Origin of the sequence: Streptomyces griseofuscus (genome assembly GCF_014673495.1) — a bacterium.
Taxonomy (GTDB): Bacteria; Actinomycetota; Actinomycetes; order Streptomycetales; family Streptomycetaceae; genus Streptomyces; species Streptomyces murinus.
On sequence record NZ_CP051006.1, the window covers coordinates 5,162,331 to 5,187,366 of the forward strand.

General features: G+C 70.2%; 37 protein-coding genes. 23 read left to right on the forward strand and 14 right to left on the reverse strand.

All coding sequences use genetic code 11. The features are described 5' to 3' along the window. The first annotated feature begins 27 nt into the window (after positions 1-27). The gene (locus tag HEP81_RS23330; protein ID WP_157854354.1) at positions 28-486 is read left to right on the forward strand and encodes a hypothetical protein; all 459 of its coding nucleotides are present in this window, start codon (positions 28-30) and stop codon (positions 484-486) included. Between the two features lie 127 nt (positions 487-613). On the opposite strand, the gene HEP81_RS23335 is transcribed toward HEP81_RS23330, so the two are convergent. The 3 genes from HEP81_RS23335 to HEP81_RS23345 all read right to left on the reverse strand — a co-directional run bounded on the left by HEP81_RS23335 (position 614) and on the right by HEP81_RS23345 (position 2,909). Then, on the reverse strand, positions 614-787 hold the full coding sequence (locus HEP81_RS23335) for a hypothetical protein (protein WP_157854352.1): 174 nt from the start codon (positions 785-787) through the stop codon (positions 614-616). 308 nt (positions 788-1,095) lie between these two features. Further along, positions 1,096-1,635: a GNAT family N-acetyltransferase gene (locus tag HEP81_RS23340; RefSeq protein WP_190276026.1), complete on the reverse strand. Its 540-nt coding sequence runs from the start codon at positions 1,633-1,635 to the stop codon at positions 1,096-1,098. Beyond that, positions 1,632-2,909 (reverse strand): NsdA family TPR-like regulatory protein, encoded by a 1,278-nt coding sequence (locus HEP81_RS23345; protein WP_051850021.1) that lies wholly within the window; start codon positions 2,907-2,909, stop codon positions 1,632-1,634. Before HEP81_RS23345 ends, HEP81_RS23340 begins: the two co-directional genes overlap by 4 nt. Positions 2,910-3,283: 374 nt before the next feature. On the opposite strand from HEP81_RS23345, the gene HEP81_RS23350 reads away from it, so the two are divergent. The 14 genes from HEP81_RS23350 to HEP81_RS23410 all read left to right on the forward strand — a co-directional run bounded on the left by HEP81_RS23350 (position 3,284) and on the right by HEP81_RS23410 (position 12,924). After that, a complete protein-coding gene (locus HEP81_RS23350; protein WP_157854350.1) occupies positions 3,284-3,682 on the forward strand; it encodes a hypothetical protein in 399 nt (132 codons plus the stop codon). A gap of 58 nt (positions 3,683-3,740) precedes the next feature. Beyond that, positions 3,741-4,241, forward strand: a complete 501-nt coding sequence (locus HEP81_RS23355) for an ATP-binding protein (RefSeq protein ID WP_157854348.1) — start codon at positions 3,741-3,743, stop codon at positions 4,239-4,241. Positions 4,242-4,258: 17 nt separating this feature from the next. Beyond that, entirely contained in the window at positions 4,259-4,705 is a 447-nt protein-coding gene (locus HEP81_RS23360) for a hypothetical protein (RefSeq protein WP_167739841.1), read from the forward strand. Between the two features lie 42 nt (positions 4,706-4,747). After that, complete coding sequence (locus tag HEP81_RS23365; RefSeq protein ID WP_037653577.1) at positions 4,748-5,605, forward strand: endonuclease/exonuclease/phosphatase family protein; 858 nt, start codon at positions 4,748-4,750, stop codon at positions 5,603-5,605. Between the two features lie 20 nt (positions 5,606-5,625). Next, positions 5,626-5,883 (forward strand): hypothetical protein, encoded by a 258-nt coding sequence (locus HEP81_RS23370; protein WP_037653576.1) that lies wholly within the window; start codon positions 5,626-5,628, stop codon positions 5,881-5,883. Further along, positions 5,871-6,458 carry a hypothetical protein gene (locus HEP81_RS23375; protein WP_157854346.1) on the forward strand — a complete coding sequence of 196 codons (588 nt, stop codon included), beginning with the start codon at positions 5,871-5,873 and terminating at the stop codon, positions 6,456-6,458. Before HEP81_RS23370 ends, HEP81_RS23375 begins: the two co-directional genes overlap by 13 nt. Beyond that, positions 6,349-6,750 (forward strand): helix-turn-helix domain-containing protein, encoded by a 402-nt coding sequence (locus HEP81_RS41620; RefSeq protein ID WP_243279568.1) that lies wholly within the window; start codon positions 6,349-6,351, stop codon positions 6,748-6,750. The genes HEP81_RS23375 and HEP81_RS41620 overlap by 110 nt, the downstream gene beginning before the upstream one ends. Further along, a complete protein-coding gene (locus tag HEP81_RS23380) occupies positions 6,747-7,454 on the forward strand; it encodes a hypothetical protein (RefSeq protein ID WP_051850020.1) in 708 nt (235 codons plus the stop codon). Before HEP81_RS41620 ends, HEP81_RS23380 begins: the two co-directional genes overlap by 4 nt. 289 nt (positions 7,455-7,743) lie before the next feature. Further along, positions 7,744-8,151 (forward strand): DUF6302 family protein, encoded by a 408-nt coding sequence (locus HEP81_RS23385; protein WP_157854344.1) that lies wholly within the window; start codon positions 7,744-7,746, stop codon positions 8,149-8,151. 265 nt (positions 8,152-8,416) lie between these two features. Further along, positions 8,417-9,526: a radical SAM/SPASM domain-containing protein gene (locus tag HEP81_RS23390; RefSeq protein WP_037653574.1), complete on the forward strand. Its 1,110-nt coding sequence runs from the start codon at positions 8,417-8,419 to the stop codon at positions 9,524-9,526. Then, entirely contained in the window at positions 9,523-10,137 is a 615-nt protein-coding gene (tmk, locus tag HEP81_RS23395; RefSeq protein ID WP_037653573.1) for a dTMP kinase, read from the forward strand. Before HEP81_RS23390 ends, tmk begins: the two co-directional genes overlap by 4 nt. Continuing rightward, positions 10,134-10,946, forward strand: coding sequence for an endonuclease/exonuclease/phosphatase (locus tag HEP81_RS23400; RefSeq protein ID WP_037653783.1), 813 nt, complete (start codon positions 10,134-10,136; stop codon positions 10,944-10,946). Before tmk ends, HEP81_RS23400 begins: the two co-directional genes overlap by 4 nt. Before the next feature lie 21 nt (positions 10,947-10,967). Continuing rightward, complete coding sequence (locus HEP81_RS23405) at positions 10,968-11,297, forward strand: MazG-like family protein (RefSeq protein ID WP_037653572.1); 330 nt, start codon at positions 10,968-10,970, stop codon at positions 11,295-11,297. A 739-nt stretch (positions 11,298-12,036) separates the two neighbouring features. Beyond that, positions 12,037-12,924, forward strand: coding sequence for a Bax inhibitor-1/YccA family protein (locus tag HEP81_RS23410; RefSeq protein WP_037653571.1), 888 nt, complete (start codon positions 12,037-12,039; stop codon positions 12,922-12,924). Between the two features lie 76 nt (positions 12,925-13,000). On the opposite strand, the gene HEP81_RS23415 is transcribed toward HEP81_RS23410, so the two are convergent. Then, on the reverse strand, positions 13,001-13,231 hold the full coding sequence (locus HEP81_RS23415; RefSeq protein WP_037653570.1) for a DUF4287 domain-containing protein: 231 nt from the start codon (positions 13,229-13,231) through the stop codon (positions 13,001-13,003). A 99-nt stretch (positions 13,232-13,330) separates the two neighbouring features. Here HEP81_RS23415 and HEP81_RS23420 point away from each other — a divergent pair, with 99 nt between their 5' ends. After that, entirely contained in the window at positions 13,331-13,642 is a 312-nt protein-coding gene (locus HEP81_RS23420) for a hypothetical protein (RefSeq protein WP_078967244.1), read from the forward strand. A gap of 65 nt (positions 13,643-13,707) precedes the next feature. Here the strand turns inward: HEP81_RS23420 and HEP81_RS23425 are convergent, their stop codons facing one another. The 3 genes from HEP81_RS23425 to HEP81_RS23435 all read right to left on the reverse strand — a co-directional run bounded on the left by HEP81_RS23425 (position 13,708) and on the right by HEP81_RS23435 (position 17,187). Next, positions 13,708-14,487, reverse strand: coding sequence for a hypothetical protein (locus tag HEP81_RS23425; protein ID WP_037653567.1), 780 nt, complete (start codon positions 14,485-14,487; stop codon positions 13,708-13,710). A 306-nt stretch (positions 14,488-14,793) separates the two neighbouring features. Beyond that, positions 14,794-16,014, reverse strand: coding sequence for an acetyl-CoA C-acetyltransferase (locus HEP81_RS23430; protein ID WP_037653566.1), 1,221 nt, complete (start codon positions 16,012-16,014; stop codon positions 14,794-14,796). A 153-nt stretch (positions 16,015-16,167) separates the two neighbouring features. Then, positions 16,168-17,187: an SGNH/GDSL hydrolase family protein gene (locus HEP81_RS23435; protein WP_190276027.1), complete on the reverse strand. Its 1,020-nt coding sequence runs from the start codon at positions 17,185-17,187 to the stop codon at positions 16,168-16,170. A gap of 157 nt (positions 17,188-17,344) precedes the next feature. On the opposite strand from HEP81_RS23435, the gene HEP81_RS23440 reads away from it, so the two are divergent. Beyond that, positions 17,345-18,736 carry a cystathionine beta-synthase gene (locus HEP81_RS23440; RefSeq protein ID WP_037653564.1) on the forward strand — a complete coding sequence of 464 codons (1,392 nt, stop codon included), beginning with the start codon at positions 17,345-17,347 and terminating at the stop codon, positions 18,734-18,736. A gap of 60 nt (positions 18,737-18,796) precedes the next feature. On the opposite strand, the gene HEP81_RS23445 is transcribed toward HEP81_RS23440, so the two are convergent. From HEP81_RS23445 to HEP81_RS23455, 3 genes are read right to left on the reverse strand one after another with little or no spacing between them, the layout of a single operon-like run. Beyond that, positions 18,797-18,985, reverse strand: a complete 189-nt coding sequence (locus HEP81_RS23445) for a DUF397 domain-containing protein (RefSeq protein ID WP_037653563.1) — start codon at positions 18,983-18,985, stop codon at positions 18,797-18,799. Then, a complete protein-coding gene (locus tag HEP81_RS23450) occupies positions 18,982-19,176 on the reverse strand; it encodes a DUF397 domain-containing protein (RefSeq protein WP_037653561.1) in 195 nt (64 codons plus the stop codon). The genes HEP81_RS23445 and HEP81_RS23450 overlap by 4 nt, the downstream gene beginning before the upstream one ends. Continuing rightward, positions 19,173-20,009, reverse strand: coding sequence for a helix-turn-helix domain-containing protein (locus HEP81_RS23455; RefSeq protein ID WP_037653560.1), 837 nt, complete (start codon positions 20,007-20,009; stop codon positions 19,173-19,175). Before HEP81_RS23455 ends, HEP81_RS23450 begins: the two co-directional genes overlap by 4 nt. Positions 20,010-20,130: 121 nt before the next feature. Between HEP81_RS23455 and HEP81_RS23460 the strand changes: the two genes are divergently transcribed. The 4 genes from HEP81_RS23460 to HEP81_RS23475 are packed head-to-tail and all read left to right on the forward strand — an operon-like array spanning position 20,131 to position 21,336. Then, complete coding sequence (locus HEP81_RS23460) at positions 20,131-20,589, forward strand: hypothetical protein (protein ID WP_037653559.1); 459 nt, start codon at positions 20,131-20,133, stop codon at positions 20,587-20,589. Next, the gene (locus tag HEP81_RS23465) at positions 20,589-20,738 is read left to right on the forward strand and encodes a hypothetical protein (RefSeq protein ID WP_167739843.1); all 150 of its coding nucleotides are present in this window, start codon (positions 20,589-20,591) and stop codon (positions 20,736-20,738) included. Before HEP81_RS23460 ends, HEP81_RS23465 begins: the two co-directional genes overlap by 1 nt. 11 nt (positions 20,739-20,749) lie before the next feature. Beyond that, a complete protein-coding gene (locus HEP81_RS23470) occupies positions 20,750-20,923 on the forward strand; it encodes a hypothetical protein (protein ID WP_157854342.1) in 174 nt (57 codons plus the stop codon). 35 nt (positions 20,924-20,958) lie between these two features. Beyond that, positions 20,959-21,336, forward strand: a complete 378-nt coding sequence (locus HEP81_RS23475; protein ID WP_037653557.1) for a hypothetical protein — start codon at positions 20,959-20,961, stop codon at positions 21,334-21,336. Here the strand turns inward: HEP81_RS23475 and HEP81_RS23480 are convergent. After that, positions 21,326-21,523 carry a hypothetical protein gene (locus HEP81_RS23480; RefSeq protein ID WP_037653556.1) on the reverse strand — a complete coding sequence of 66 codons (198 nt, stop codon included), beginning with the start codon at positions 21,521-21,523 and terminating at the stop codon, positions 21,326-21,328. The two genes, HEP81_RS23475 and HEP81_RS23480, sit on opposite strands and share 11 nt — an antisense overlap. Before the next feature lie 2 nt (positions 21,524-21,525). On the opposite strand from HEP81_RS23480, the gene HEP81_RS23485 reads away from it, so the two are divergent. Continuing rightward, positions 21,526-21,669 (forward strand): hypothetical protein, encoded by a 144-nt coding sequence (locus HEP81_RS23485; RefSeq protein ID WP_167739842.1) that lies wholly within the window; start codon positions 21,526-21,528, stop codon positions 21,667-21,669. Between the two features lie 306 nt (positions 21,670-21,975). On the opposite strand, the gene HEP81_RS23490 is transcribed toward HEP81_RS23485, so the two are convergent. The 3 genes from HEP81_RS23490 to HEP81_RS23500 form a co-directional block, all read right to left on the reverse strand. Then, complete coding sequence (locus tag HEP81_RS23490; protein WP_037653555.1) at positions 21,976-22,419, reverse strand: hypothetical protein; 444 nt, start codon at positions 22,417-22,419, stop codon at positions 21,976-21,978. 104 nt (positions 22,420-22,523) lie between these two features. Continuing rightward, positions 22,524-23,177 (reverse strand): carbonic anhydrase, encoded by a 654-nt coding sequence (locus HEP81_RS23495; RefSeq protein WP_078967243.1) that lies wholly within the window; start codon positions 23,175-23,177, stop codon positions 22,524-22,526. Between the two features lie 99 nt (positions 23,178-23,276). Continuing rightward, complete coding sequence (locus tag HEP81_RS23500; protein WP_051850018.1) at positions 23,277-23,732, reverse strand: MerR family transcriptional regulator; 456 nt, start codon at positions 23,730-23,732, stop codon at positions 23,277-23,279. Positions 23,733-23,794: 62 nt separating this feature from the next. Here HEP81_RS23500 and HEP81_RS23505 point away from each other — a divergent pair, with 62 nt between their 5' ends. Then, positions 23,795-25,012: an MFS transporter gene (locus HEP81_RS23505; RefSeq protein WP_037653554.1), complete on the forward strand. Its 1,218-nt coding sequence runs from the start codon at positions 23,795-23,797 to the stop codon at positions 25,010-25,012. Positions 25,013-25,036 lie beyond the last annotated feature (24 nt).

Sequence of the window (25,036 nt, forward strand, 5' to 3'; positions counted from 1 at the left end):
GTACGTGACTCTTGACGGGAGCCTCTGATGCGCTATTTCAGAACGTCGATGCAGAACACTATGGGGCTCTGCCAGTACAACGTGACGCCTTTCACCGGCCCCGAGATCGACGCCATCGAGGAGTACGACGACCAGGTCACCCTCCGCGCGCACTTCGATCTGGACACCCTGCTGGCCGACGTCGATGGCGACACCGAGGACGCCTTCCGGCGGCGGGCCGAGGAACTGACCCGCTGGCACGACGCCCTCGCCCGGCTCCTCACCGACCCCCGGCTCAAGACCCCCGGCGGCGGCGACGACCAAGAGCCCTACAGTCCCGCCGTCCGGCGGTTCCTGAAATTCGCCGCCGACGACTACCACCGTCACCGGCAGGGGTACGAATACGCGGTCACCGTGTGGGCTCTCGGGCTCCAGGCCCCGACGGGCTACCCGCCGGAGACCCGGCATCTGAAGCTGGCGAGCCGGGAACTCAGGCTCTGGGACTGACCGGGCACCTTCGCTAGTCGAGGCCGGTGTCGGAGGGCGCCGTTAGGCTGGTTCCCGATGCGCTCAGGCGTCCCGCCTGGTGAGTGCCCGTGCCCCCGCCGGATTCCGGTGGGGGCACGGGTGCGTCTCAGGCCGCCTCGGGGGCCTCGTCGCCGAGGCAGCCTGCCCACGCGAGCAGCGCGCGGTAGTAGCGGTCGGAGCGCTGCCTACTGGGTTCCTGGTCCATGAGCTGCCGGATCTCTTCGTTGAGTTGGTCCCGCGCAGGGGCGTCCTGGCCATGAGGCCGAGAGGGACGGGGCATGCCTCTACGTTACGAGGCGTCACTGACAGTCAAAGCGCCAGAGTCGTTCTATTCTGTTCGAATGGCGGTGGTGCCTTCCGCCAGGAACAGGACCAGCCCGATGAGCGATCTGAGAATGCCCCCGCCCCCGGTGATCGAGCCGGACCCTTCGGCCGCGCGAGCGCCCGGCCTGACCGGACAATGCTCCGGATGCCAGCGGATGACGCACCGGTACGGGGCCGGCGGTCGCCCGCTGTGTCAGTGGTGCATGGCCCCCGTGGCCGAGCGGTACGGCAGCAGCGTCCGCTACGTGAGCACCCGGTAGAACGTCAGCGGGTGGCGCGGATCATCACGGTGAGCAGCGGGGAAGCCGGTGAGGGCTGGCTCTGCCCGATGTCCTCGTACCCCCACGACCGGTAAAGCGCATGGACCTTCCCGTCGCCGGCGGCCCTGTTGACCATGAGCGTCACGTACGGCTCGTCGCGGGTGAAGAGCAGCGCGTCGTGGATGCGTCGTGCGGAGCCGGTACCGCGCCACTCGGTTCGGACACCGATTTCTTTCAGCGCGACGGCAGGCTGCTGGGTGTACTGGTCGGCTGGTGGCGGGGTGGTGCGCTGCCAGTACCGGTCTCCGTACTCGATCCGGTTGGCGTAGGCATAGCCGATCGGCTGGCCGTCCGCGTATGCGAGGACGGCGATGAAGCCGGGCTCGGCGCCGTGGCGGTCCAGGCGCTCCCCGAAGGCGGTGATGGCGTAGTTCGGCAGGTGGAGCAGGGGAGCGCGTACCTCGGCGTACACGTCGAGGAGGTCGCCGCGGACGGCGTCGAGGGTGGTGAACGTGCGGAGTTCGATGGCGGGGGCCGTGGTCATGCGCTGGTCCTCCAGGCGGCGGTGTGCTCAGTCCAGATCTGCAGGGTGGAGCTGCCGCGCGCGGTGGCGCGCAGGGCGGCTCCGAACTCCTGAAGCATGCGCGATACGCGGGCGTGTTGGGTAGCTGCGGAGGTCGGGACCATCATCGCGGAGGCGACCGCGGCATCGGCATCCCCTTGCGCGAGCTGGGCGTGCGCGAGGCGGGTCGTCGCGATGGCCCGGGATCGGGCCATATAGGGGCGAAGGGCGGAGAGGCACTGGTGAGCATGTGCCTCCGCTGTCGGGTATTCGCCGAGGGCCAGGTGCGCCGAGAGGGCAAGGGAGTTCAGCTCGGCCTGGTCGTAAAAGGCGGTGAGCCACAACGGGCGGGGAGCTTCAGGGTCTGCCCGGTCCAGGGCGCCCTGTGCCTGGTCGAACGCGCGGCGGGCGCTGGTGCGGTCCTGCGCCGCACCGTGGATGGCTCCCTGGCGGGCGAGTCCGAGGGAGGCGAACAGCGGATCTCGGCGGGTGAGGTGCAGGCTGCGCGCGACGTCGTTGGCGGCGAGGGCGTCACCGGGGCGGCCCAGGTGCCGGTACATGGTCCCGGCGTGGCTCCAGATGCGGAACTTGATCGCCTGGTCACCGGACATCTCCGCGAGGGCCTGAGCCTCGCGCATGTGCCGCTGGGCCTCGTCGTAGCGGCGACCGTCGATTGCCGCCCACATGGCGGAGGACCGGAAGCTGGCCGCGCACGCGTACAAGCTGCTGCGTACACGCTGGGTGGCGGTGCCGGAATTCTGGAGATTCAGTGCTTCGTCGGCGAGTGCGGCGGCGCGCTGCTCGATACCGAGCTGCCCGCCGTGGCGGTGGTCGCTTGCGATGATCTCCGCAAATCGTCCCTGGAGGCGTTCGACGTCGCTCATGCCGATGCGGCGGGGAGCCGTGCCAGGGGCGGCTGCGACGGCTGCGGCAGCAGCGATGCCGCCGACGAGGTTACGGCGCTTCATGTCGGGGTCCTCCTGCTGGGGCACGGGGGCGGACTGAGCCCGGCCGCGTGGCACGAACCCTAATTCGGCGGCGGGTAGGCCGGTGACGATCTCCAGAGCCTGGCGGGTCACCGCTTTCGGCCATCGGACGCGGCCGGACTTCCAGTCACGCACGGATGATCCGTCATGGCCGCCGGGTCGCCCGGTCAACTGCCCGATAGCCGTGTTGACCGCTTCTGCCAGGAGATTTGAGCTGTATCCGTGGTTCTTCATCCACGCCTCGATAACAGTGTTGCGCGTGGTCGTCATGCGCGCACCGTAGCGCCCGGAATCGGCACCGTCAGGTAAATGGCGGGTCAATTCCCCCTAGGGAGCCCGCCCGGATTCCAACGGCATCGCCCTAACCGGGCCGGAACGAGCAGGAGTTGTCTGGTCATCAGGCATTCACCGCATGTGCGGGAGGCCAGAGATAGCCAGGCCCCGGCCCCGAGCGCTGCGAGGGGCAGAGCGGGGTGCCCCAACTCTTCAGAGGCAAGGCGATGTCCAAAGCAACCACGCAGAACAGCGTTCCAGGGGTTGGAACCGAAGCCGGGTCCACCGATCGCCACCGCGCAGTGCGTCAGTGGCTGCTGAGGGCCGCTGCCGACGCGGGTAGGGCGGAGCAGGAGTGGCGTGATGAGGGTGTGGCGCTGCTGCGGTCCGGCAGCCTGTGGGGCGTCGTCTACATCGACGGTGCCCTCGTCTACGCCGCAGCAGGCACCGACGACCCTGTCGCAGCGGACCGATACCTGGCGGAGGTTCTGCACGGCCCGGTCTTCGCGAACCTGATGCGGCGGGCCTACTTCGTGCTCACGCCGACGAGCACGGCGCATCGCGCGGAGTGGGCGCGGCCCCGCGATGACGCCGAGTACATGGGCTCTGGTCACTACCTGAGCGTGCCGGCTCCCGGCCGGACCGATCCAGGCCAGCGCCGCTACTGGTGCGTAGAGGCGGCCCGCCCCGGTGCCCTGGCGACCGCCGACGCGGTGGCCCGACTTGTCCAGGCTGGGCGGGACCGGCTCGTCACCGAGCAGGACGACTGACGTGCGTACGCGACGCGGCGCGCGGGCGGGGTCGTATGTGGACGAGGCGGGTAGGCCCGTGGCGACGGAGACGTTCGACCGCGTGCGGGCCTCCGTCGCCGACGCTCGGTCCTTCGCGGTGGACGCCCTGGCGGGGTGGCGGATCGGGGACGCCGCAGACAGGGTCGAACTGGTGGTCTCCGAGCTGGCCACCAACGCGGTCTTGCACGCCAGGCGAGAGGCGTTCCGTGTCACCCTCCGGCCCCTCGGTGACCGGGTGCGGGTTGAGGTTTGTGACTTCAGCCGGGACATGCCCGTGCTGGTCTCGGCGGACGCGGACGATGTCCACGGCCGGGGGCTGGCGCTCGTTGAGGCGTTCTCGTGGTCATGGGGCGCGGATCGTCTCCCCTGGGGGAAGCGGGTCTGGGCCGAGGTGGAGCGTGAGACCGGCGACCCGTGCGGCGCCGGGCCCCAGTCGGGCGACAGACCGGTGTGGGCCACACGTAGATCGCAGACGCTCTATATGGCTGTCGTCCTGGTCCTCATGGGGACGCTCGCGTATGGGGTGATGTCCGGATGACCCCAAGGGCCGTGCTCGTGAAGTGGATCCTCGGAGACTGCTGGCGGTGCGACGGGACCGGCCTGCTCGTGACGTGGGTGGGGCCCGCGCAAATCGACGGGCAACATGCCCCGATCTACCTGTGCCATTGCTGCCTCGCTGCGATCGAGCAGCGGGCCCTCCAGTACTTCCTGGCGCACTACCCAGACGACGCGTTGCCCCCCGTCGTCGTGCACCCCTACCTGCCCCCGGCTCCCCCGGAGAGGAAACCCATGGACCAGCAGAACCGACCGGCCCAGCCCCTCCAGGTCGTGGCCATCACCCTGAGCAGCTTTGGTATCCGCGCGAGCGCCAACGGGCGCACCGGCCTGGACGCCTGGCGAATCATCCGCAAGCGGCACCCGCGAGTCACCTGGGTGGCTGGCGCATACGCGCTGCTGTTCACCGGGCTGGTCGTCTTGGCAGCGGCCCGCCTAATGACCTGACCTGACCCGCCCCGACACCCGCCACTGCCTCTGGAGAAACTGTTGACTGACCCAACCAAGCCGTTACGCGCCGTCACCTACAACACGTACTGCGGTGGCCTGGACAGCGGCGACGACGCGCGTCTGCGTCGTCAGGTGGAGATGCTCCGCAACCTGAAGCCGGACCTCTTGTGCATCCAGGAGGCCCAGGGGTGGACCAACCGGCACCTGTGCCAGGTGGCTGACGCGGTCGAGATGGTGCCCGTCACCATGGCGCCCTCGCGCGTCCGCAGGGACCCCGGCCCGCCCAACGGAACCGTCGTGCTCTACGCCCCGTCGGCCCTCCAGCTGATGGACTGGTGTGTCGTGGGTAAGGAAGCCTTCCACCACGCACTGATCCAGGCACGACTGCGACCGCGCGGAGCCAAGGACGATCAGCGTGACTTCGTCGCCTTCGGCACACACCTTGCCTGGTCGGACGGCGACCGCCGGCTGGCCGAAGTCCGGTTCATCAGCGACTACGGCGGCACCTTTCCAGGTGCGCCGGGCGGGGCGGTCCTCTTGGGGGACCTGAACACCCCGGACCGGGAGCCGCCGGACTGGTCGCTCATCCCGAGCAATCTGCACTCCAGGTACAGGCTGGTCGGGCCCGGCGGCGAGTTCGGCGGGGCCGACCGGCGCGCCGTCCAAGTCCTGCTCGAAAGCGGGTGGCAGGACCCGCAGAGGAAGTTCGGCGACCCCGCGGCCGCCACCGTGGGGTACTTCTACCGCAACGAGCCGGTGTTCTGGCGCCTGGACTATGTCCTCACCTCCGGCTACGTGAAGCCGGTCGAGTACTTCATCTGGGACACGGCCGCAGCTCGCAAGCTCTCGGATCACCTCCCCGTCGTGTGCGACGTGACGCTGGGACTGGCCGCATGACGTGCCACGGAGACAACGCGGTGAACAGTGAGCCGGAGAACACCAGCGGCCAGGACGAAGGCCAGACGCACGCAGAGGCCGAGCCACCTGCGTGCCCCTTTCATCAGCTGTTCGACGTGACGGTCTATCTCGACGCTGACGGGCAGTGCCACAGATGCGCCGCTGCCCCGACCGACGCCGACAACGAAGCCGACGACCGGTATCGCGAGATCGGCTACGACCTCCCGGACAGCCCAGGGCGGGGCGAGCGCACCGAAGGAGACCGATGGAACTCGTAAAGTGGCCCCCAGCGGAGCCGTGCCCCGGTCCGGCGGATGAGGAAGCCTGGATCAACCGGTTGCTCTCGCTCCACGAGATGCCCGTCAGCAGCACGCTGAACAGTGAGCAGTGTGCCGGTACCCAGTGCATGTGGTGCGCGGCCGGTGCGCCGGCTGTGCTGCTTCCGCTGGAAGGGATGAGCGCCAGCTGGCCCCCGCGTGCCTGCACCGGATGCATCGAGGCGCGGAAAGCGAAACTCTCGACGTACCTTGCCTGGTGGGGGCACCTCGTGGGTTGCGAGGAGTGCCAGCGCACCGGCCGGTGCGCCGCTGCCGAGCCGCTGGCGCAGGCCCATGCCGCAGCCGTTGAGGCCGCGACCGGCAGCCGACTCGTCACCTGCATCCGCTGCCAGGCGACGGAAGACGTGAGCACCCCCCACCTCACCCCTCTCGCCTGGCTCGGCGACGCGTCTTCCTACCACAGCTATGCGCACATTCCGCAATGCCGCGCCCGACGCAGAGAGAGGGGCACGCTGCGATTTATCCCGGCCCCCCTGGGTCTCGACAGTGAGGCGGAAGGCGGCAGCCGTGCCTGACGATCACATCGACTGGCCTCCGCACGGGCGGCCACTCAGGCCCGAGCAATGGGAACCCGCAGGCAGGTGGCTCAAAGGGCGGTACGAGAGTGGCGCGTCGATCCGCCAACTCGCCGCGGAGATCGGGCGCTCGTACGGCTTCGTACACCGTTACCTGACGCTGGCCGAGACGACCTTTCAGCCGCGTGGCGGTAGCAGGGCCAAGGCCGCGCCCGGCAGCGACGGGGCAGATGAGAACACCGCTCGTACCCCTGGTGGTCGAAAGCCGTCGGGCTTGGAGGAAGAAGGATGACGACCGCCACCCACCCGCCTCAGGAGTTCCGGGGGTTACCCCCGGCGCCGCCCGGGATCGTGCCGTACATCGCGGGCTACAGCCTGGAGAGGGCCGAGAAGCCCAGGCTCATCGAGCACCCGCGGGGAGGGCTCGCGTACCAGGACGAGACACCGCACGATCGGGACCCGTGGGGCACGCTGTGGGTGCGGCCGCCCATCGTCCCGCGGCGGGCCCGCGGGCGCCCGCTGCTGAAGACCGTCCACGCGTACCGGCAGCGACGGGTGATGCGGGACATGCTCTGCCAGGTCTGCACTCAGCCACCCGCCGTCCCCGAGGGCCCGTACCTCTTCATCGGTCACAGCGCTGCCGGGCCGATCCGAGAGGGGGAGCTGACGCCGAGCCCACCGGTGTGCGTGCCGTGCGCCGGGATCTCCGTGCAGCTCTGTCGTCCGCTCCAGCACGGCCGATGGACAGCGGCCTGGGTGGAGTACCCCGGCCTCTGGGGGGTGATCGGGGACACCTACGCCCCAGGGACACTCGACCTGGTCGACCAGGGGTGCAGGATCCAGGCCGACACGCGCGAGGCCCGCTGGACCGTCGCCAGCATGTCGGTGGTCCAACTCCATGGCGTCACGCCGGCAGACCTGGACGCCGAATGGGCCGCCCTCGGCCGCGAGCGCTTGGAGGCCGAGTTCGCGCGGGTGGCGGAGCTGGCCGCCTGACCCAAGACCCCCGCTCCGGGCCGGATGGTAGCCGCAAGGGCCGCTGCTGCCTCCGGGCCCGGCCCGGAGTGGGCCAAGCTCCCGGTCCGCCCGCACCCCCGAGACGAGCGGGCCGGGCCACCCTTCTGCCGGTGTCGCCTCAGGCGGGCGATCCTCACGTGGGGGGCAACGAATGTGCGGCAGAAGGCCCCGTGAAGCAGCCGTGTCGCGAGAATCAACGGCCGCGTCGGCTGCCCCGGTCCGATCCCGGGCACGGGACTCCCCCTCTTACACGATCAGGAGACAAGACGTGAAGCGAACTCCGACCGTCGAAGTGCGGCCGCCTGACCGGCGCGACGAGTGGGCGGCGTCCTGGTACCGCGAGCGGCTGGACGACCCGACACTGCTCGACGCCGCGGTCGTCCTCGTCCTGGACGGCCCCGGGTCCATGGCGGTACCGAGCGGAGGACGGCGCCTCGGCGGCTACTTGAGCGTCGATGACGACGTGACGGTGCTCCGGGCGATGCGCGACGCGCTCGACGGACGGGAGGGCTTCCCCCACGTCCGCGTGCGCCTGTCGGAGCACCCCGAGGTGTGCCATCGCGTCGAGTGGGGGCCGGCGCCGCCCGAGTGCGGCGACCACGCGCTGCGCGGCCGGTTCTACGGCTACAGCGAGCAGGCGATCGTCGCGTACGTCGATGAGGCGCGCGAAGAGTGAGCGCCCTGCCGAGCCTGATGGCCTGACGAATCTCGCCGACTGCGCCTGATCCGCACGGGGCAGGGCGCGCGGTGCTGCCCCCCGCGCCCTGCCCGCCAGACCCGCTCCGGTCGGTCGCCGACGGTTCCCCCCCGGCCGGAGCGTCAACGCCCGCCCGCTTCCTGAACGCTGCTCGTCACACAGCCCGGAAGCGGGCGGGCCCCCGGAGGGCCCAAGCTGCCCCTGTGCGGGGCCCTCTCCGTCTCACAGATTCCGGGAGGCTCCCTTGACCGCTCGCACGCTCATCACGCCAGAGCAGGCGACCTCGTGCTACTTCCGCACGTCCGTCGACCACCCGTACCGCAAGGCCCTCATCCAGATCGAGGAGAAGTGCAACGAGACCTGCAAGCATTGCTTCGTCTCCGCGACGAAGCGTGGCGACACCATGCCTCTGGACCTGGTGCGGGGGCGTCTGATCCCGCAGCTGGCCGAGGCCCGAGTCAACCGGGTCACGCTGACGGGGGGTGAGCCGTTCATGCACTCGGACGTGATCGAGGTCGCCGCCGCATTCCGCGACGCCGGTATGGGCGTCGGCGTGTGCACGAACGCCACCCTGGTGACGGACGAGCAGATCACCGCGCTCACCGAGCTGGACGCGCACATGAACGTCAGCCTGGACGGCTTCTCCGCCGACAGCCACGGCGTGTTCCGGGGCCGCCCGGAGGGGTTCGAGGAGACCGTCGAGACGGTGAAGCGGTTCGCGCGGGCGGGCATCCTGCAGGGCCTGCTGTGCACGCCGAACAACCTCGCCGAGGACAGGGAGTACGCCGAGCTGTGCGCCTTCGCCAAGGAGCAGGGCGCCAAGTACGTGCTGATGAACCCGCTCGGCGAGATGGGCCGCGGCGCGGCGAAGGGCGCGCAGAAGCTCCGCCGGCCGGACGACCATATGCGGCACATCGCCGAGCTGACGATGCCGTTCGCCGATGAGGACCTGGAGCTCGTCCACATCCGGTTCCCGAACGACGGCAAGCCGCTCGCCGGCTGCGAGGCCGGCACGATCATCTACGTCTTCACGAAGGGCGAGGTCACCGTCTGCCCGTACTTGGTGTTCGCCGCGCGCACGCGCGTCAGCCAGCACCCGGACACGGACTTCATCGTCGGCAACGTCTGGGAGCACGACGACATCGCGGCCCGGCTCGACGCCTACCGCTTCCACGAGCGGTGGACGGTCGGCGACAACCCGACCTGCGGGTCCTGCGCCCTGAACAAGGGGTGCGGCAAGGGCTGCCCGGCCGCCGTCGTCGCCTCCGGGCAGCGGATCGGCGCCGTCGACAGTGAGCTGTGCCCTGTCGTGCCCCGGCAGACCCGCATGCTGCCTGTGGTCGGTGTGTCATGAGCGGCCAGTTCGTCACCATCGACGGGCCAGGCGGGGTGGGGAAGTCCACCGTCGTCGCCGCGGTCGTCGACTTACTGCGCGCCGAGGGCCAGTCCGTGCTCGGGACGCGGGAGCCGAGCAACAGCCCGATCGGCCAGCTCGCCCGGCACGGCACGGAGGAGTACCGGGGGATGAGCATGGCGTGCCTGATCGCAGCCGACCGGTACCGGCACGTTGAGCAGGTGATCCGGCCGGCGCTCGCCCGTGGTGAGATCGTCGTCTGTGACCGCTACATCGCCTCCTCGTTGGTGCTGCAGGTGATGGACGGCGTGCCGCGGGACTCGGTGTGGGAGCTGAACAGACATGCCGACATGCCGGACCTGGCGGTCATCATCAATGCCCGGGTCGACGCGATCGAGAAGCGGCTCGGGGCGCGCGGTCCGCACAGCCGGTACGAGCGCGAACCGGGCGGTACCGAGCGGGAATGCGGCTACTACTACGAGGCCGCTAGGTTCCTGATGACCGCCGGCGTACCGGTGATGCAGCTGGACGCGTCGACGGCCGACGCGGAAGACGTCGCCCGCGCTGTCGTCGCGGGGATCAAGGAACGATGGACGAAGGGCCGCGCATGAACACCCTGGACGTGCTGACGTTCAACCTGAACAATCCGAGCCGCGAGCGCGCCGAGCGCCAGCTCGCCTACCTCGCGGACCGCCCGGAAGCCGTGCTGGTGCTCACCGAGACCGCCGACAGCGCGGGCTGTGCATTCCTTGCGACCCGCTTCGCGGCGGCCGGGTACGACGTCGAGTTCCAGCTCCCCGGCAGCCGCGGGGAGCGCGGCGTGATGATCGTGTCCAAGCTCGCGACCCGGCCCGGCCCCACCACGCTCGGCTACCTGCCGCACCGCTGCGTCTCCGTCACGGTCGACACCGACGCGGGCCCCCTCGACGTCATCGGCCTGTACGTGCCCTCGCGGGACGCGTCAGAAGAGAAGAAGCTCAGGAAGCGGTCGTTCCTGGAACAGTGCCGCCGCGGCATCCCGGAGGCCGGGAACCGGCAGCGCCTGGTGATCGGCGACTTCAACATCCTGGAGCCCGCGCACACGCCTCGGTACCGGTTCTTCCAGCCGTTCGAGTACGCCTTCTACGAGTGGCTCGGCGAGGTGGGCTACCAGGATGCCTTCCGCCGGCTCTACCCGCAGGTCCTCGAATACTCGTGGGTGGGCCGCACTGGCGACGGCTACCGCTATGACCACGCGCACGCCTCCAAGGCCCTGGCCGACAAGCTCCGCGAGTGCGCGTACGTCCACGAGGTGCGCACCGGCGAGGACCGGCTGACGGACCACTCCGCCCTCACGGTGTCACTGGCCGTCCAGCCGGCGATGCCGAACCACGTGACCAGCGTCGAGCGGGCCGCCGAGGCGGCACCCGCACTGTTCTGACAATCGAACGAGGAGAGACCCATGGGAGACCGCACCTGGGAGCAGGTTGGCCGTCTGCGGCAGTGGCTGGACGACGAGGCCGCTGAGGCGAGCCCGGCCGACGTTCGGTTGCTGCGCACGCTCAAGATCGGCGAGGAGTTCGGCGAGGTCGCCGAGGCTCTGCACGGGGTGATGGGAGCCAATCCGCGCAAGGGCCGCTCTCACGACTGGAACGACGTTCAGAAAGAGCTGGCGGACGTCATCGTGACCGCCATGGTCGCACTGGACACGATCGCCCCCGACGGCCGCCACGTCCTGGAGGAGCGTCTGGACCATCTAGTGGCGCGGGTGCTGCCCGAATCGGAGGTCTGACGCGGCCTCGCTGCGCCCGACCGGCCGCACCGGTTCACTCGTGTGGGTGAGTTCTTGCGGTACGCGGCCGGGTATCTGGAGGTAACAGCTCGAACTGAGCCGCCCCGCTGGCAAGTGCCCTCGACATGTGCATGGTGTTTTCAGATTTACCTAGGCACGGGTTGCGCCGGATGGGTTAAATGGGTCGGGCGGGGTTCGGCCAACAGCCCCTCAAGAACCGCTGCCGGCCGCGCTGTTGGCGTGGGCAGCAGCAGGGCGGCCCGCTTCCATGCTCCGCAAAGCCGGGAGTCGGGGCCGCTGCGTGGGCCCGGCGGGCTTGTCGCCGGGCCCACTGCTATCTAGTACGTGCGCCGACGACTGTTCAGATGCTCAAGGCTGAATAAATTTCGGCCGCGTTCCCGGCCGTTTTCCCACGGGAACACATCCCGCCAGCGGCTGCACCTGATTGCGCCCGGTTACGTGAGATCGGCGGCGATTCGCGCAGGTCAGAGGAAAGCCGCAGGTCAGATAGGGCGGCGGGTCGGTTTCAAGTCCGGCTCCGGGCACCACTCACTCCACGCGCTCGGTCAGGTAGCAAGTTCGTCATGGAAGGCGATCACCCATGGCCGGGACGCACTCCTCCGCGTAGCGTGTGGGTCAACACGGCACGGGAAAGATCCTCCTCAAGTACCACGATCGACCCTTTGCCAATCCATTACGCTTGAGCCAAGGCTGCGCGAGGCAGCCATGGAGGAGTGAGATGAGGAGCAGCAACCCGGTCTTCTCGCGACGGGGCTTCAGCCGCGACAACGGCTACGCCGGCTTCAACGCCGCACCACAGGCCGGGTACGCAGGCGGCAACCCGTACGCGCAGAACCCCTACGCGCAAGGTGGCCAGAACCCGTACGCGCAGCAGGGCGGTTACGGACAGCCCGGCGTCCAGTACGGCGCCCCGCCGCAGGCCCCGGCCACCACCGGCCGGATGACGATGGACGACGTCGTCGTCCGCTCGGCCCTCACGCTCGGTACGGTCGCCCTGGGCGCCGTCCTGGCCTGGGCCCTGCTCCCGGTCTCGCCCACGAGCTACGGCCTGGCCGTCGGTTCCGCGCTGATCGCGTTCGTCCTGGCGATGGTGCAGAACTTCAAGCGCACCCCGGTGCCCGCGCTGATCCTCGGTTACGCGGCCTTCGAGGGCGTCTTCCTCGGCGTCATCAGCGAGATGTACAACAGCCGCTGGCAGGGCGCCCCCTTCCAGGCGGTGCTCGGCACCATGGCCGTCACCGGCGCCACCCTCCTTGTCTACAAGGCCGGCTGGATCCGCGTCACCGCGCGCTACGCCCGTATCGGTCTCGCCATCGCGATGGCCTTCATGGCCGTCATGGTGGTCAATCTGCTGCTGGTCGTGTTCGGCGTCGCCGAGGACGGCGGCCTGCGCAGCTTCGGCCCGCTCGGCGCGGTCGTCGGCATCATCGCGATCCTGCTCGGCGCGTTCTTCCTGACCCTCGACTTCAAGCAGATCGAGGACGGCATCGCCTACGGCGCGCCGCGCAACGAGTCCTGGCTCGCCGCGTTCGGTCTCACCGTCACCCTGGTGTGGATCTACCTGGAGATGCTGCGTCTGGTGGCGATCTTCACCAACAACGACTAGCGCGCGTACGGCGCGCAGTTCGGCCAAGGGCCCCGGGCTTCCCGTCCGGGGCCCTTCGCCGTCCGGGGCGGGTGTCTCAGAGCAGCTTGCGGGCCGCCCTGCGCAGGTCGTACTCGTGCACGATGGCCTTGGCGTGGCCGTACGCCAGGTCGTACTCGTGCCTCAGCCAGGTGACCTTCTCCTCGAAGCGGAACAGGGCGGGGCCTTCTTCGACGGTGCGCAGCCAGTCGGAGACCTCACGACCGGTGCAGTGCGGGATGCGGGCGAGCATATTGCGATGGGTCTCCTCGGAGAAGACTTGGGACATCGGCACCTCCGGGCGCAAAGGGGATGTGGGCCGGTCCTTCACGTCACCGTGCCCGAGGGTTCGCCTCTTGGCAACAGTGCGGCGCGTTACGCTCGGCGCGTGGTTGATACGACACCCCTGACCCAAGCAGTGGATCACTTCGCCGACCGGCTGCGTGCCGCGCCGCAGAGCAGGCTTCAGCGCAGCGCCGCCGGGGCCGCGCTGGAACTGGCCCGGGAGTTGGCCCGCCGGGCACAGGCGGTGGAGGAGCCGGGCACCGAGCCGCGGGAGATGCCGGACGCGGGGATGTTCGCGGTGGCCGATCAGATCGTGGTGGCCGCGCACGACTTGGCGCTGGTGCTGAAGAACGACGACGAGGTCGGCGAGGCGGTACGGCTGGTCGAGGAGGCGCGGGGGCGGGCGGGGGTTTGAGCGCGCCGCCCGGGTTTCGAACGGGATCGGGGGCCAAGGCGCCGTGAGCCGGCGCCGCCGTCCCGCTACAGGGACGCGATGACGCGGTCCGCCAGGATGTAGATCATGTCCTTGCCGCAGGTGAAGGTGAGCGTGTAGGCGCCGGAGACACCCGAACCGCCCAGCAGATAGGGGGCCTCGCCCGCCTCCACGGCCCGCGCGAGGCGCTCGGCCGTCTCCCGGTGACCCGGCGTCATGCACAGCGTGGTGCCGTCGGCGAAGACATAGACGTCCAGGGTGCCGAGCGGACCGGGGCGCACATCGGCCAGCTCCACGCGCTCGTCGGCCAGATGCTCCAGCGTGGTGGCCGTGCGCTCATGGTCGCCCGCGGCCGACTGGGCCGGGACGAAGTCCGGGTGGGAGGGGTGCCGGCGGCGGGCCGCGGCCAGCTCCGGGGACTCCCCGGCGAACTCGTCGGTGTCGGCGGCGGACTCCGCCACCGGCTCCAGGCCCGCGAAGTCGGACTGCCGCGGCAGGAAGGGCTCATGGTCGGGCAGGCCGAGCACCGAGGGCGCGTCGGAGGCGTCCCGGGCCTCCTGCGCGGCCCAGAAGGCGCGTGCCTCGGCGAGTTCCCGCTCCCGCTCCTCGGCGAGCGCCTCGGCCACGGCCGCGCGTATCCGCTCGGTGTCGGCGTGGGTGCGGGCGTGCGGCAGCAGCGCTTGCGTCGCCGCGGACTGGTTCTCCGCGAGCTGTGCCTGAAGCTCCGTGAGCTGACGGCGCAGCTTCAGCACGGTGCGCAGGACGGCGACGCCCACGGCGCCCGTGGCGGCCGTGGTGAGCAGCAGGGCGATCGGCATGGCGCTCACTGACGTACTCCCAGGTTCAAAGTCGACCCCCGACTTCCTACATCAGCTTGAAGGGCGGACTACCCAGCTGTCAGTGCGTAACGTCACGAAACGGACAGTTCTTTGGTCTCGCGATCACTTGCGGCGGTCTGCCGTCCGGTGCTGACCTGCGCCGATGCCCGAGTGGGGGAGATAGGTCACATCCTGGGGGAGATTGGATCACAGAAAGGCCCAGAACCCGGTGGTTTTGCGGGTTCTGGGCCGATCCCTGACGTAAAGTGCGCGATTCGCTACGGACGGTTGGTCAGCCGGTGCGGGCGGACCGGATCAGCTGAGGCGCTCGATGACCATCGCCATGCCCTGGCCGCCGCCGACGCACATTGTCTCCAGGCCGAACTGCTTGTCGTGCCACTGGAGGGAGTTGATCAGGGTGCCGGTGATCCGGGCGCCGGTCATGCCGAAGGGGTGGCCGACGGCGATCGCGCCGCCGTTGACGTTCACCTTGTCGAGGTCGAAGCCCAGCTCGCGGTAGGAGGGGATCACCTGGGCGGCGAAGGCCTCGTTGATCTCGACCAGGTCGATGTCGTCCGAGGTCAGACCGGCCCGGCGCAGCGCCTGCTTGCTGGCCTCGACCGGGCCGAGGCCCATGATCTCGGGGGAGAGGGCGGAGACGCCGGTGGAGACGATGCGGGCGAGCGGGGTCAGGCCCAGCTCGCGGGCCTTGGTGTCGCTCATGACGACCAGGGCGGCGGCGCCGTCGTTGAGCGGGCAGCAGTTGCCGGCCGTGATCAGGCCGTCGGGGCGGAAGACCGGCTTCAGGCCGGAGACGCCCTCCAGGGTGACGCCGGCGCGCGGCCCGTCGTCCTTGCTGACGACGGTGCCGTCGGGCAGCGTGACCGGGGTGATCTCGCGCTCCCAGAAGCCCGCCGCGATGGCCTGCTCGGCGAGGTTCTGCGAGCGGACGCCGAACTCGTCCATCTCCTGGCGGGTGATGCCCTTCCAGCGGGCCAGGTTCTCGGCGGTCTGGCCCATCGCGATGTACGCGTCCGGGACAAGACCGTCCTCGCGCGGGTCGTGCCAGCTGGTGCCCTCCTGCCGCGCGACGGCCTCGGTGCGGGCCTCGGCCTCGGCGAAGAACGGGTTGTGGCTGTCCGGGAAGCTGTCGGAGCTGCCCTTGGCGAAGCGCGAGACCGTCTCGACACCGGCCGAGATGAAGACATCGCCCTCGCCGGCCTTGATGGCGTGCAGGGCCATCCGGGAGGTCTGGAGCGAGGAGGAGCAGTAGCGGGTGATGGTGCAGCCGGGCAGGTGGTCCATGCCCATCTGCACGGCGACGATCCGGCCGAGGTTGTTGCCCTGCTCGCCGCCGGGCAGGCCGCAGCCGAGCATCAGGTCGTCGATGTCCGTCGGGTCCAGCTCGGGCACCTTGGCGAGCGCGGCCTGGATGATCGTGGCGGCGAGGTCGTCGGCGCGCAGATCCTTGAGCGACCCCTTGCCGGCGCGGCCGATGGGGGAGCGGGCGGTCGAGACGATCACGGCTTCGGGCATCGGGGCTCCAGATGAACGGGGTGTTGTGCAGGGCCGGTCTGGAAGTTACCCGGCCGTAGTTGACAGGTCATCGGTGTGGGGGTGTGACTCTGACCGCAGTTTCTAAGCGCTTGCTTGGCCACGGATGCCGTGAGCGCTCCCGGCCAGGTGCCGTCAGGGGGACGGCGTCGCCGCCTCGGGCTCCGGGACCCGGCGGCGATGGCGCCGCTTGAGCAGCGCCCAGGGGCCGCGCGGCCCCGTCGGCATCGCGGCCGTGACCTCCGTACCGGCCTCCGACGCGGCCTCGGCCGCCGCCCGGGCCACCGGCATGAACCCCTCGCGCCGGGTCAGGTCCGGCCGGTCCTCCTCCGCCGGCCACAGGCCCAGCGCCGCGCACACCGTGGGCAGCACGGCCATCGCCGCCGTGGCGTAGCCCTCGGCCGAGGGGTGGTAGTTGTCCGGGCCGAACAGCTCCCGGGGATTGGCCGCGAACTCGGGGCCCAGCAGATCGCCCAGCGAGACCGTGCGCCCGCCCTGCTCAACCACCCCGATCGTCTGCGCCGCCGCCAGCTGCCGCGAGGCCCGCCGCGCCAGCCAGCGCAGCGGCTGCTGCACCGGCTCGATGGTGCCGAGGTCGGGACAGGTGCCGACCACCACCTCCGCGCCGGCCGTGCGCAGCCGCCGTACGGCCGCCGACAGATGCCGTACCGAACGCGTCGGCGGCATCCGGTGCGTCACATCGTTCGCGCCGATCATGATCACGCAGATGTCCGGGGCGGGCGGCCCGGCCGACAGCACCAGCGCGACCTGGCGGTCCAGATCGTCGGACTGCGCCCCGGTCAGCGCCACGTTCCGCAGCTCCACGGGGCGTTCCGCGACCGCCGCGAGTCCGGAGGCCAGCAGCGCGCCCGGCGTCTGCCCCGACCGGTGCACGCCCTGCCCCGCGGCCGTGGAGTCGCCGAGCATCACCAGGCGCAGCGGCGGCTCGCCGGGTACGTCGTACACCCGGCCGTACGTCCCCTCCGCGCCCGGTACCCGCTCGCCGGTGCCGTTGCCCACATGGCGGCGGGCCAGCCGCACCTCCGCGAGCAGCAGTCCGACCGCGGCCGCTCCGACCAGCCCGGCCCCGCCCCCGCCGTACGCCGCCCCGGCCGCGATCCGCCGGGCCACCCGCGCCCTCGACATGTTCGTCATGCGTCGCCGCCACCTCCTCGTAGCCGTACACCCACTCCTTGCCCCGTACAGGGCGTGCGTCAATCTCGACGGGGAGTGAACGACCGCCCGAGCCGTGCCGGTGGCCGTAGGCTGACGGCACCACTACGACCACTTTTTGCAGCGACCGGAGACAACGGTGCGATTCCACGACTCGATGATCAGCCTCGTCGGCGACACCCCGCTGGTGAAGCTCAACAACGTGACCAAGGGCATCCAGGCGACCGTCCTGGCCAAGGTGGAGTACTTCAACCCGGGCGGTTCCGTGAAGGACCGCATCGCCCTGCGCATGATCGAGGCCGCTGAGGAGAGCGGGGAGCTCAAGCCCGGCGGCACCATCGTGGAGCCCACCAGCGGCAACACCGGTGTGGGTCTGGCGATCGTGGCCCAGCAGAAGGGCTACAAGTGCATTTTCGTATGCCCTGACAAGGTGAGCACCGACAAGATCAACGTGCTGCGTGCCTACGGCGCCGAGGTCGTCGTCTGCCCGACCGCCGTGGACCCCGAGCACCCGGACTCGTACTACAACGTCTCCGACCGCCTGGTGCGCGAGACCCCCGGCGCCTGGAAGCCCGACCAGTACTCCAACCCGAACAACCCGCTGTCGCACTACCACTCCACCGGCCCGGAGCTGTGGGACCAGACCGAGGGGAAGATCACCCACTTCGTGGCGGGCGTCGGCACCGGCGGCACCATCTCCGGCACCGGCCGCTATCTGAAGGACGCCAGCGACGGCAAGGTCCAGGTCATCGGCGCCGACCCGGAGGGCTCCGTCTACTCGGGCGGCTCCGGGCGCCCGTACCTGATCGAGGGCGTCGGTGAGGACTTCTGGCCGACCGCCTACGACCGCACCGTCGCCGACGAGATCGTGGCCGTGTCCGACAAGGACGCCTTCCAGATGACCCGCCGCCTCGCCAAGGAGGAGGGCCTGCTGGTGGGCGGCTCCTGCGGCATGGCCGTGGTCGCCGCGCTGCGCGTCGCCGAGCGGCTCGGCCCGGACGACGTCGTCGTGGTGCTGCTCCCGGACAGCGGCCGCGGCTACCTCTCGAAGATCTTCAACGACGAGTGGATGGCCGACTACGGCTTCCTGGAGGACGAGGGCCCGAGCGCCCGCGTCGCCGACGTCCTGAAGGACAAGGCGGGCGCGACCATCCCCTCCCTGGTGCACATGCACCCGGAGGAGACCGTCGGCCAGGCCATCGAGGTGCTGCGCGAGTACGGCGTCTCGCAGATGCCCGTCGTCAAGCCGGGCGCGGGTCACCCGGACGTGATGGCCGCGGAGGTCGTCGGCTCGGTCGTGGAGCGCGAGCTGCTCGACGCCCTGTTCTCCCAGCGCGCCTCCCTGGAGGACCCGCTGGAGAAGCACATGTCCGCTCCGCTGCCGCAGGTCGGTTCCGGTGAGCCGGTCGGCGACCTGATGCAGGTGCTCGGCACGGCGGACGCGGCGATCGTCCTGGTCGAGGGCAAGCCCAAGGGCGTCGTCAGCCGCCAGGACCTGCTGTCCTTCCTGGCCAAGGGCGGCACCAAGTAGTCCCAACGACACGGGCCCCTTCCCGGCTGGGAGGGGGCCCGTTCTGGTGTCCGGGTGCGTTCAGGCGCTCTGGTGAGAGGCGAACTGGACGAACGTGGACCAGGAATCGGTGCCAAAAGTGAGGGTACCGGCGTCACGGTCCTTAGTGTCGCGTACGGGGACGGTGCCGGGGACGTTGGTGGCGACTTCCACGCAGTTGCCGCCGTTGTCGCTGTAGGAGGACGTGAACCAGCGGGGGAAGTCCGTCACAGGGTGTCCTCCTGGGAGGCGAACTGGACGAAGGCGGACCAGGAGTTGGTGCTGAAGGTGAGGGTGCCGGCGTCGCGGTCCTTGGTGTCGCGTACGGGCACGATGCCGGGGACGTTGGCGGCGACCTCCACGCAGGCGCCGCCGTTGTTGCTGTAGGAGGACGTGAACCAGCGGGGGAAGTCGGTCGTCACGGGGTGCCCTTTCGTACCTCATGGATCATGGCCACCGATGCCGCCTGGGGCAGAGCTTCGGCCTGCAACTGATGGTAGGCCGATAACAGGGGGAGTACGGCTGTCGTTTCGCGATCCACGTGTCCTCGCAATTGGGACTCCGCGTATGCGACCACGGACAGGTCCGGCATCGTCAGCAGGTACATAGGGAGGTCAAACGTACGACGCTCCCCTATGTCGTACGGAGCGACTTGGAGCACAGTGTTCGGTAGTTCGGCGAACTGTGCCAGCCGGTCGAGCTGAGCGCTCATGACTTTGGAGCCGCCTACCAGTCTGCGAACGCAGCTCTCGTCCATCACCACGAGGATCATGGGCGGCCGGGGTCGCTCCAGGGCGGCCTGCCGCTCCGCGAGGAACGCAACGCGCTCATCGGCCTGTTCGGGTGTGATGGCGCCTCGCCGCACCGCGCTGTTCGCCAGCACCCGCGCGTACTCCGGCGTCTGGAGCAGTCCAGGGACGATCCCGATCTCGTACAGCCGGATCTCCGCCGCCCGCCCCTCGTACTTGATGTACTCCGGGAAGCCCTCCAGCAGGTTGCCGTGCTTGATCTCGCGGTACTCGCGCTCGAACGACTCCGCCGTGTCCGCGATGCCGAACGCCCAGTCAGCACTACGCGAAAAGCGGAGGGTTGGAGGCTTCCGACCAGTTTCGATGGCCGAGATATGCACGCTGGAATATTCCGTGAGGGTGGCCAGATCCTCCTGGGTCCAGCCGCGTGTCTCGCGCTTGCTGCGCATACGCGCCCCGAAGGCCGCCTGAGGCGAGGCGTCGGGGTTCAACTCCTTGCGGTTCAAGAGTCGTTCGACGTCCTTCCGTTCCAGCCTGACCAGTTGAAGGGGTTTCCACTGTAGGTCACTCTGAAGGCGCTCGGTAGCGACTCCGCTACACAGAGGAGTGGTTGAGAAAGGCTGGGCGATGCACCCCCACACCAGCACGGCCATCGAGGTCGCGGAGATCACCAACTCTCTGGCTGCGGTTTTGAACGACGCGGCCATCAAACTCCCCCAGTTCCACGCACGGTTGGCGCCGAACGAGGGCCGGGATTTCGTCATCCGACTGGGTGACTGCAACGTACGGCAGGGACGTGCCCTGCTCTACCTGCTGCTCGACGGACTGCTCCTGCGGCAGCGCTACCCCTCCGAGTTGCCGACGTGCGCTCCGGTGAGATCCGCGGAGTGCGGGCTGCGGCCGGACGACATGACGGCCCGGCTGAAGTGCGCCTTCAGTCAGGCCGGTTGGCTGGTCGACGTGGACGTCGTCCAGACGGCCTCGGGGCCCCGCCTCGCCTTCCGCAACGGTCTGCGGCTGGACCACGTGGAGGAGCTGATTCTGACGGTGGAGGCCGGCGTCAGGGCCAGGGTGATCAAGGTTTGATGACCCTCGCCGTGTACCGGGTGGACCGCCAGGGGAACCGGCACGTGGTGCGGAAGGCGCACGAGGTGACCCCCCTCAAGCGGCCCGAGTTCTCCAGCGCCTGGCCGCCGTGCCGATGCCTGCGGCACCGCGACAGCAACCGCCCGTGAGGGCCCGGCCTTTGACACGGGGCCTCTGCCTCCTGTGCCGCCACACCAAGTACGTCTTCTGGATCGGTCCGGTCGAGCACGACGGGCAGCGCGCGCCGGCCTACGCCTGCGAGGACTGCTGCGCGTTCGTACGGACCTACATCCACCAGTGCAACCAGCGGTGGGACCAGCGTCCCGCCACCTGACCGACCTTCACCGCAACCGCGCCCGGGAGCCCACGATGTTCCGATGCAAGGCCACGACCGCCCTGGACGACGCCGTCCTCGCCCTCGCGATGCGGATTCCGTCTCCGCGAGCGGACATCGACTGGGCGGCGTCCCGCTCGCTGCGGTGCCTGCTCGAAGACGTTCCGCACGACCACCACGCGGCGTTCCTCCGCACCGGCGCGAGCGCGGCCCCGGACTCCGATGTCTTCGTGTGCTGGCGCGACGGGGCGGCCGAGCAGTGGTTCGAGGACATCGAGTGCTGCATGAACAGGCCGACCCCGCTGGCCCCGGGCTGCACCCTCTTCACGGGACACCCCGGCCGGTGCGACTGGCAGTACGCCGACCCCGAGGACACGGTCATCCAGGAGGCCGCCGAGCGCCTCACCCTGTGAGGCGGCCACAGATGCCGATGCCGATGCCGATGCCGACGCCGCCTTCATGCCCCGCCTGCCCGGACTCGCGGCCGCTGTGGAAGGACGTCACCCAGATCACTGAGCGCATGCCGGACAACTGGTTCTGGTACTGCGCGAACTGCGAGCGGCTCTGGCGCCCCAGCGCGGAGCACAAGGAGGTGTTCACCCATGGGCCACCAGGAGGATCAAGCGGTTCCGTGCGGCGCGACCCCCGGATGCCCCGGGACTAAGAGCACGGTGTACACCTACGACGACCACGGGAACTGCGTCTCCCAGCAGTCCTTCGCGTGCAGCGTCTGCGGCAAGCAGTAGCCCTCGGCCGCCTCGCCCACGAGCCCGTGACCTCGGCGAACTCGCGGTGACCAGGGGCGTTCGAATCGCCGCGCAAGTGGTACGAGGGTGTCACGTGTACGCAGCACCGTCTTAACACGCGTCCGGCAGATTAGGGGTTGTCGGCGTCACGGACCTCCGGAGCGGCTCCCGGACCTCCATGGACGCCAAGGATGCGCGGCCCGGCCCTGACCCGGCCCGCATCCCCCGCGGGGACCGCCGTCGTCCCGCCCCCCGGCAACGGGGGTGCGGCGGTCCCCGCGCAAATCTCTTCCGCGGCCCGGGATCTCAGTCGTCACCGCCGGAGCGGCGCCGCCCCGACAGCAGTTCGGGGTGCTGGCGTATCGCCTGGGTCGCGTTGACCCCGACGATCCCGATCCAGGTGGCCACCATTCCAGAGAGTCCGGCGAGGGCGCCGGCGATCGCGGACAGCGGGACGGCGAGGACCAGGGTGAGCAGGGCGAAGCCGTACCGCTCGCCCCAGGAGTCCACCGGGTTCCGTCGCCCGGCGGCGCCGCGCGCGGCGGCCATCTGCTGCTCGGCCACCTGTCGCCGCACCCGCCGGTCCACCGCGCCGTCGAGCCGCTGCTCGACCTTCTCCAGGAAGGACTCGACCAGGGCGGAGTCATAGTCGTCCCCCAGGTCCCGGCGGGCCCGGACGGTCGCGTCGAGGTCCTTCCGCAGCTCGGCGTCGCCCTTGAGTCCGACGTCCTGCGGGTCACGTGCGCTCATGCCCTCACCCTAGAAAACGCCGGGCCCCCACCGCACTGGGGAAAGCCCCCCTCTTGAGGTGGTGCGAACCCCTCAGGGCGGACTCGGAGCGGCCTCGGGCGACCTCAGGGCAGCAGCGACACCAGCCCCGGCCCGGCGTCCACCCGTGCGGCCACCACCCGGGCCGCCCCGAACGCTGGGTCGGCCCGGATCGCGTCCCGCACCCAGGTGGTCTGGGCCCGCAGGGTGTGCTCCGCCCAGTCGCCGGGCCGGTTCCGGGTGCGGCGGGCGGCGGGGGCGATCTCCTCCACCAGCAGCTCCAGATGGCCCGGCACCGGCGCCCCGGTGCGCAGCCGCTCCAGCGTGGCGGCCACCGCGGCGCACCGCTCGTGTCCGAGGACCAGCACGAGCGGCGCGCCGAGTTCCTGCACGCCGTACTGCACGGACGCCAGCACGGCCTCGTCCAGGACCAGCCCGGCGGTACGGACGCACAGCAAGTCCCCGAGCGGCTGGTCCAGGACCAGCTCCGGCGGTACGGGCGCGTCCACACAGCCGATGACCACCGCGCACGGCCGCCGCCCGGTGGGACGGACGTACGGCTGCCGGGGGAGGCCGCCGGTGGAGCGGGCGTTGCCGGCGAGGAGTTCGTCCAGGACGGCGGCGGCGGTGGGCCGTGGCTCGTCCGCGCCGGGTGGGGGGACGAGCGAGGGAAAAGGAGGACAGGGCGGACGGGGAGCGGGCGCGGTCGGCGTCCGTAAGGCCCGGTGGGGGGTGGCCATGACGCTTCCTCGGTGTTCGTGCCAGTAGTGTTCACCGTAGGCACGCGAACCATCACTCAGGGTGGCGATTTAACGACACTTGGCCGTTTCCGCGCCGGATCATCGCCGCCCGGATACCGCCCCTTGAACGGCGTCGTCCTGGACGGCGGCGTCTTGAACGGCGCCGTCGCAGGAAACCCCCGACGCGCCGCGCGCCTGGTTCACGCGGACCGCCTCGACATAGTCGGAGATGGCGTCCCGGCTGCGCAGCAGGCACTCGATGCGCTGGGTCATCCGGTCCCGCTCGCGCTCCAGCGTCGCCATCGTCTCGGGCGTGGCGTCCGTGACGTGGATCGCCCGGGGTTCCTTGAGGCAGGGCAGGATCTGCTTGATGACGCGGGTCGGCAGTCCGGAGTCGAGCAGCCCCCTGATCTGGAGGACCCGGTCCACACAGGGCTCGCCGTACTCCCGGTAGCCGTTCGCCGCGCGGTCCGAGACGAGCAGCCCCTGGTCCTCGTAGTAGCGCAGCATCCGGCGCGGTGTGCCGGTGCGTTCGGCCAGTTCCCCGATGCGCATGACGTCGTCTCCTCGGACCGGCTTGACCTTCACATAAATGTGAGGGTTGAACCCTAACAGTCATGTCAACGTCTCAGGCATCCCCGCACACCGCTGTTCTGCCGGCCCCCGCCGCCAAACTGCCCCTTTCGGCGCTGCTCGCGCTGGCCGCGGCGGCCTTCATGGCCATCCTCACCGAGGCGCTGCCCGCCGGCGTCCTGCCGGAGATGGCCCGTGACCTCTCCGTCGGCGAGGCCGCGGCGGGCCAGACCCTGACGGTCTACGCGCTCGCCACGGGCCTCTCCGCGATCCCCGTGTCCCTGGCCACCGCGACCTGGCGCCGCAAGCGGCTGCTGCTGCTCGCGGTCCTGACCATCACCGTCGCGAACGCCGTCACCGCCCTGTCCTCCAGTTACCCGCTGACCATGGCCTTCCGGCTGGCCGCCGGGGTGGCCGCGGCCGTGATCTGGGCCGAACTCGTGGGCTACGCCCGCCGGCTGGCGCCCTCGCGGCTGGTGGGCAGGTCCATCGCGATCACCATGGGCGGGGTCCCGCTGGCGCTCTCCGTGGGCATCCCCGTCGGCACCTTCCTCGGGGCGGCGATCGGCTGGCGGGCGACCTTCGGGCTGACGGCCCTGGTCTCCGTGCTGCTGCTCGGCTGGATCACCGTCTCGGTGCCGGACCACCCCGGCCGACGGCCCGGAAGGGGCGCGTCGATCCTCGGCGCGCTCCGGCTGCCCGGTGTGCTCCCGGTGCTGTTCGTGGTCGCCGCCTACGTCCTGGCGCACAACATCCTCTACACCTACATCGCCGCGTTCCTCGACCGGCACGGCATGGGCGGCTCCCGCGATCTCGTGCTGCTGGTCTTCGGCATCGCCTCCGTGGCGAGCATCCTCGTCACCGGCGCCCTGGTCGACCGCAGGCTGCGGGTCCTGACCATCGCGGGCACCGCGCTCTTCCTGGTGGCGGCCGTACTGCTGCTCACAGGGGCAGGCAACGCCATCGCGGTGTACGGCGCGACGGTGCTGTGGGGGCTCGGCTGGGGCGGCATGGGCGCCCTGCTCCAGACCGCGGTCACCGACGCCGGTGGCGACCGGGCGCAGGCGCTGCTGGTCACCACGTGGAACTCGTCCATGGCCGCCGGCGGCGCGGCCGGCGGCCTGCTGCTCGACACCCTCGGCCCCGACTCCTTCCCATGGAGCACGCTCGCCCTACTGGCCCCCGTCCTGGCCGTCGTACTCGGAGCCCGCGCGCACGGCTTCCCCGTCGAGCGCCCCGGGCGGCGGGCCTCGGCGTCCTGACGTCGGGGTTCGTTTGGCGCAGGG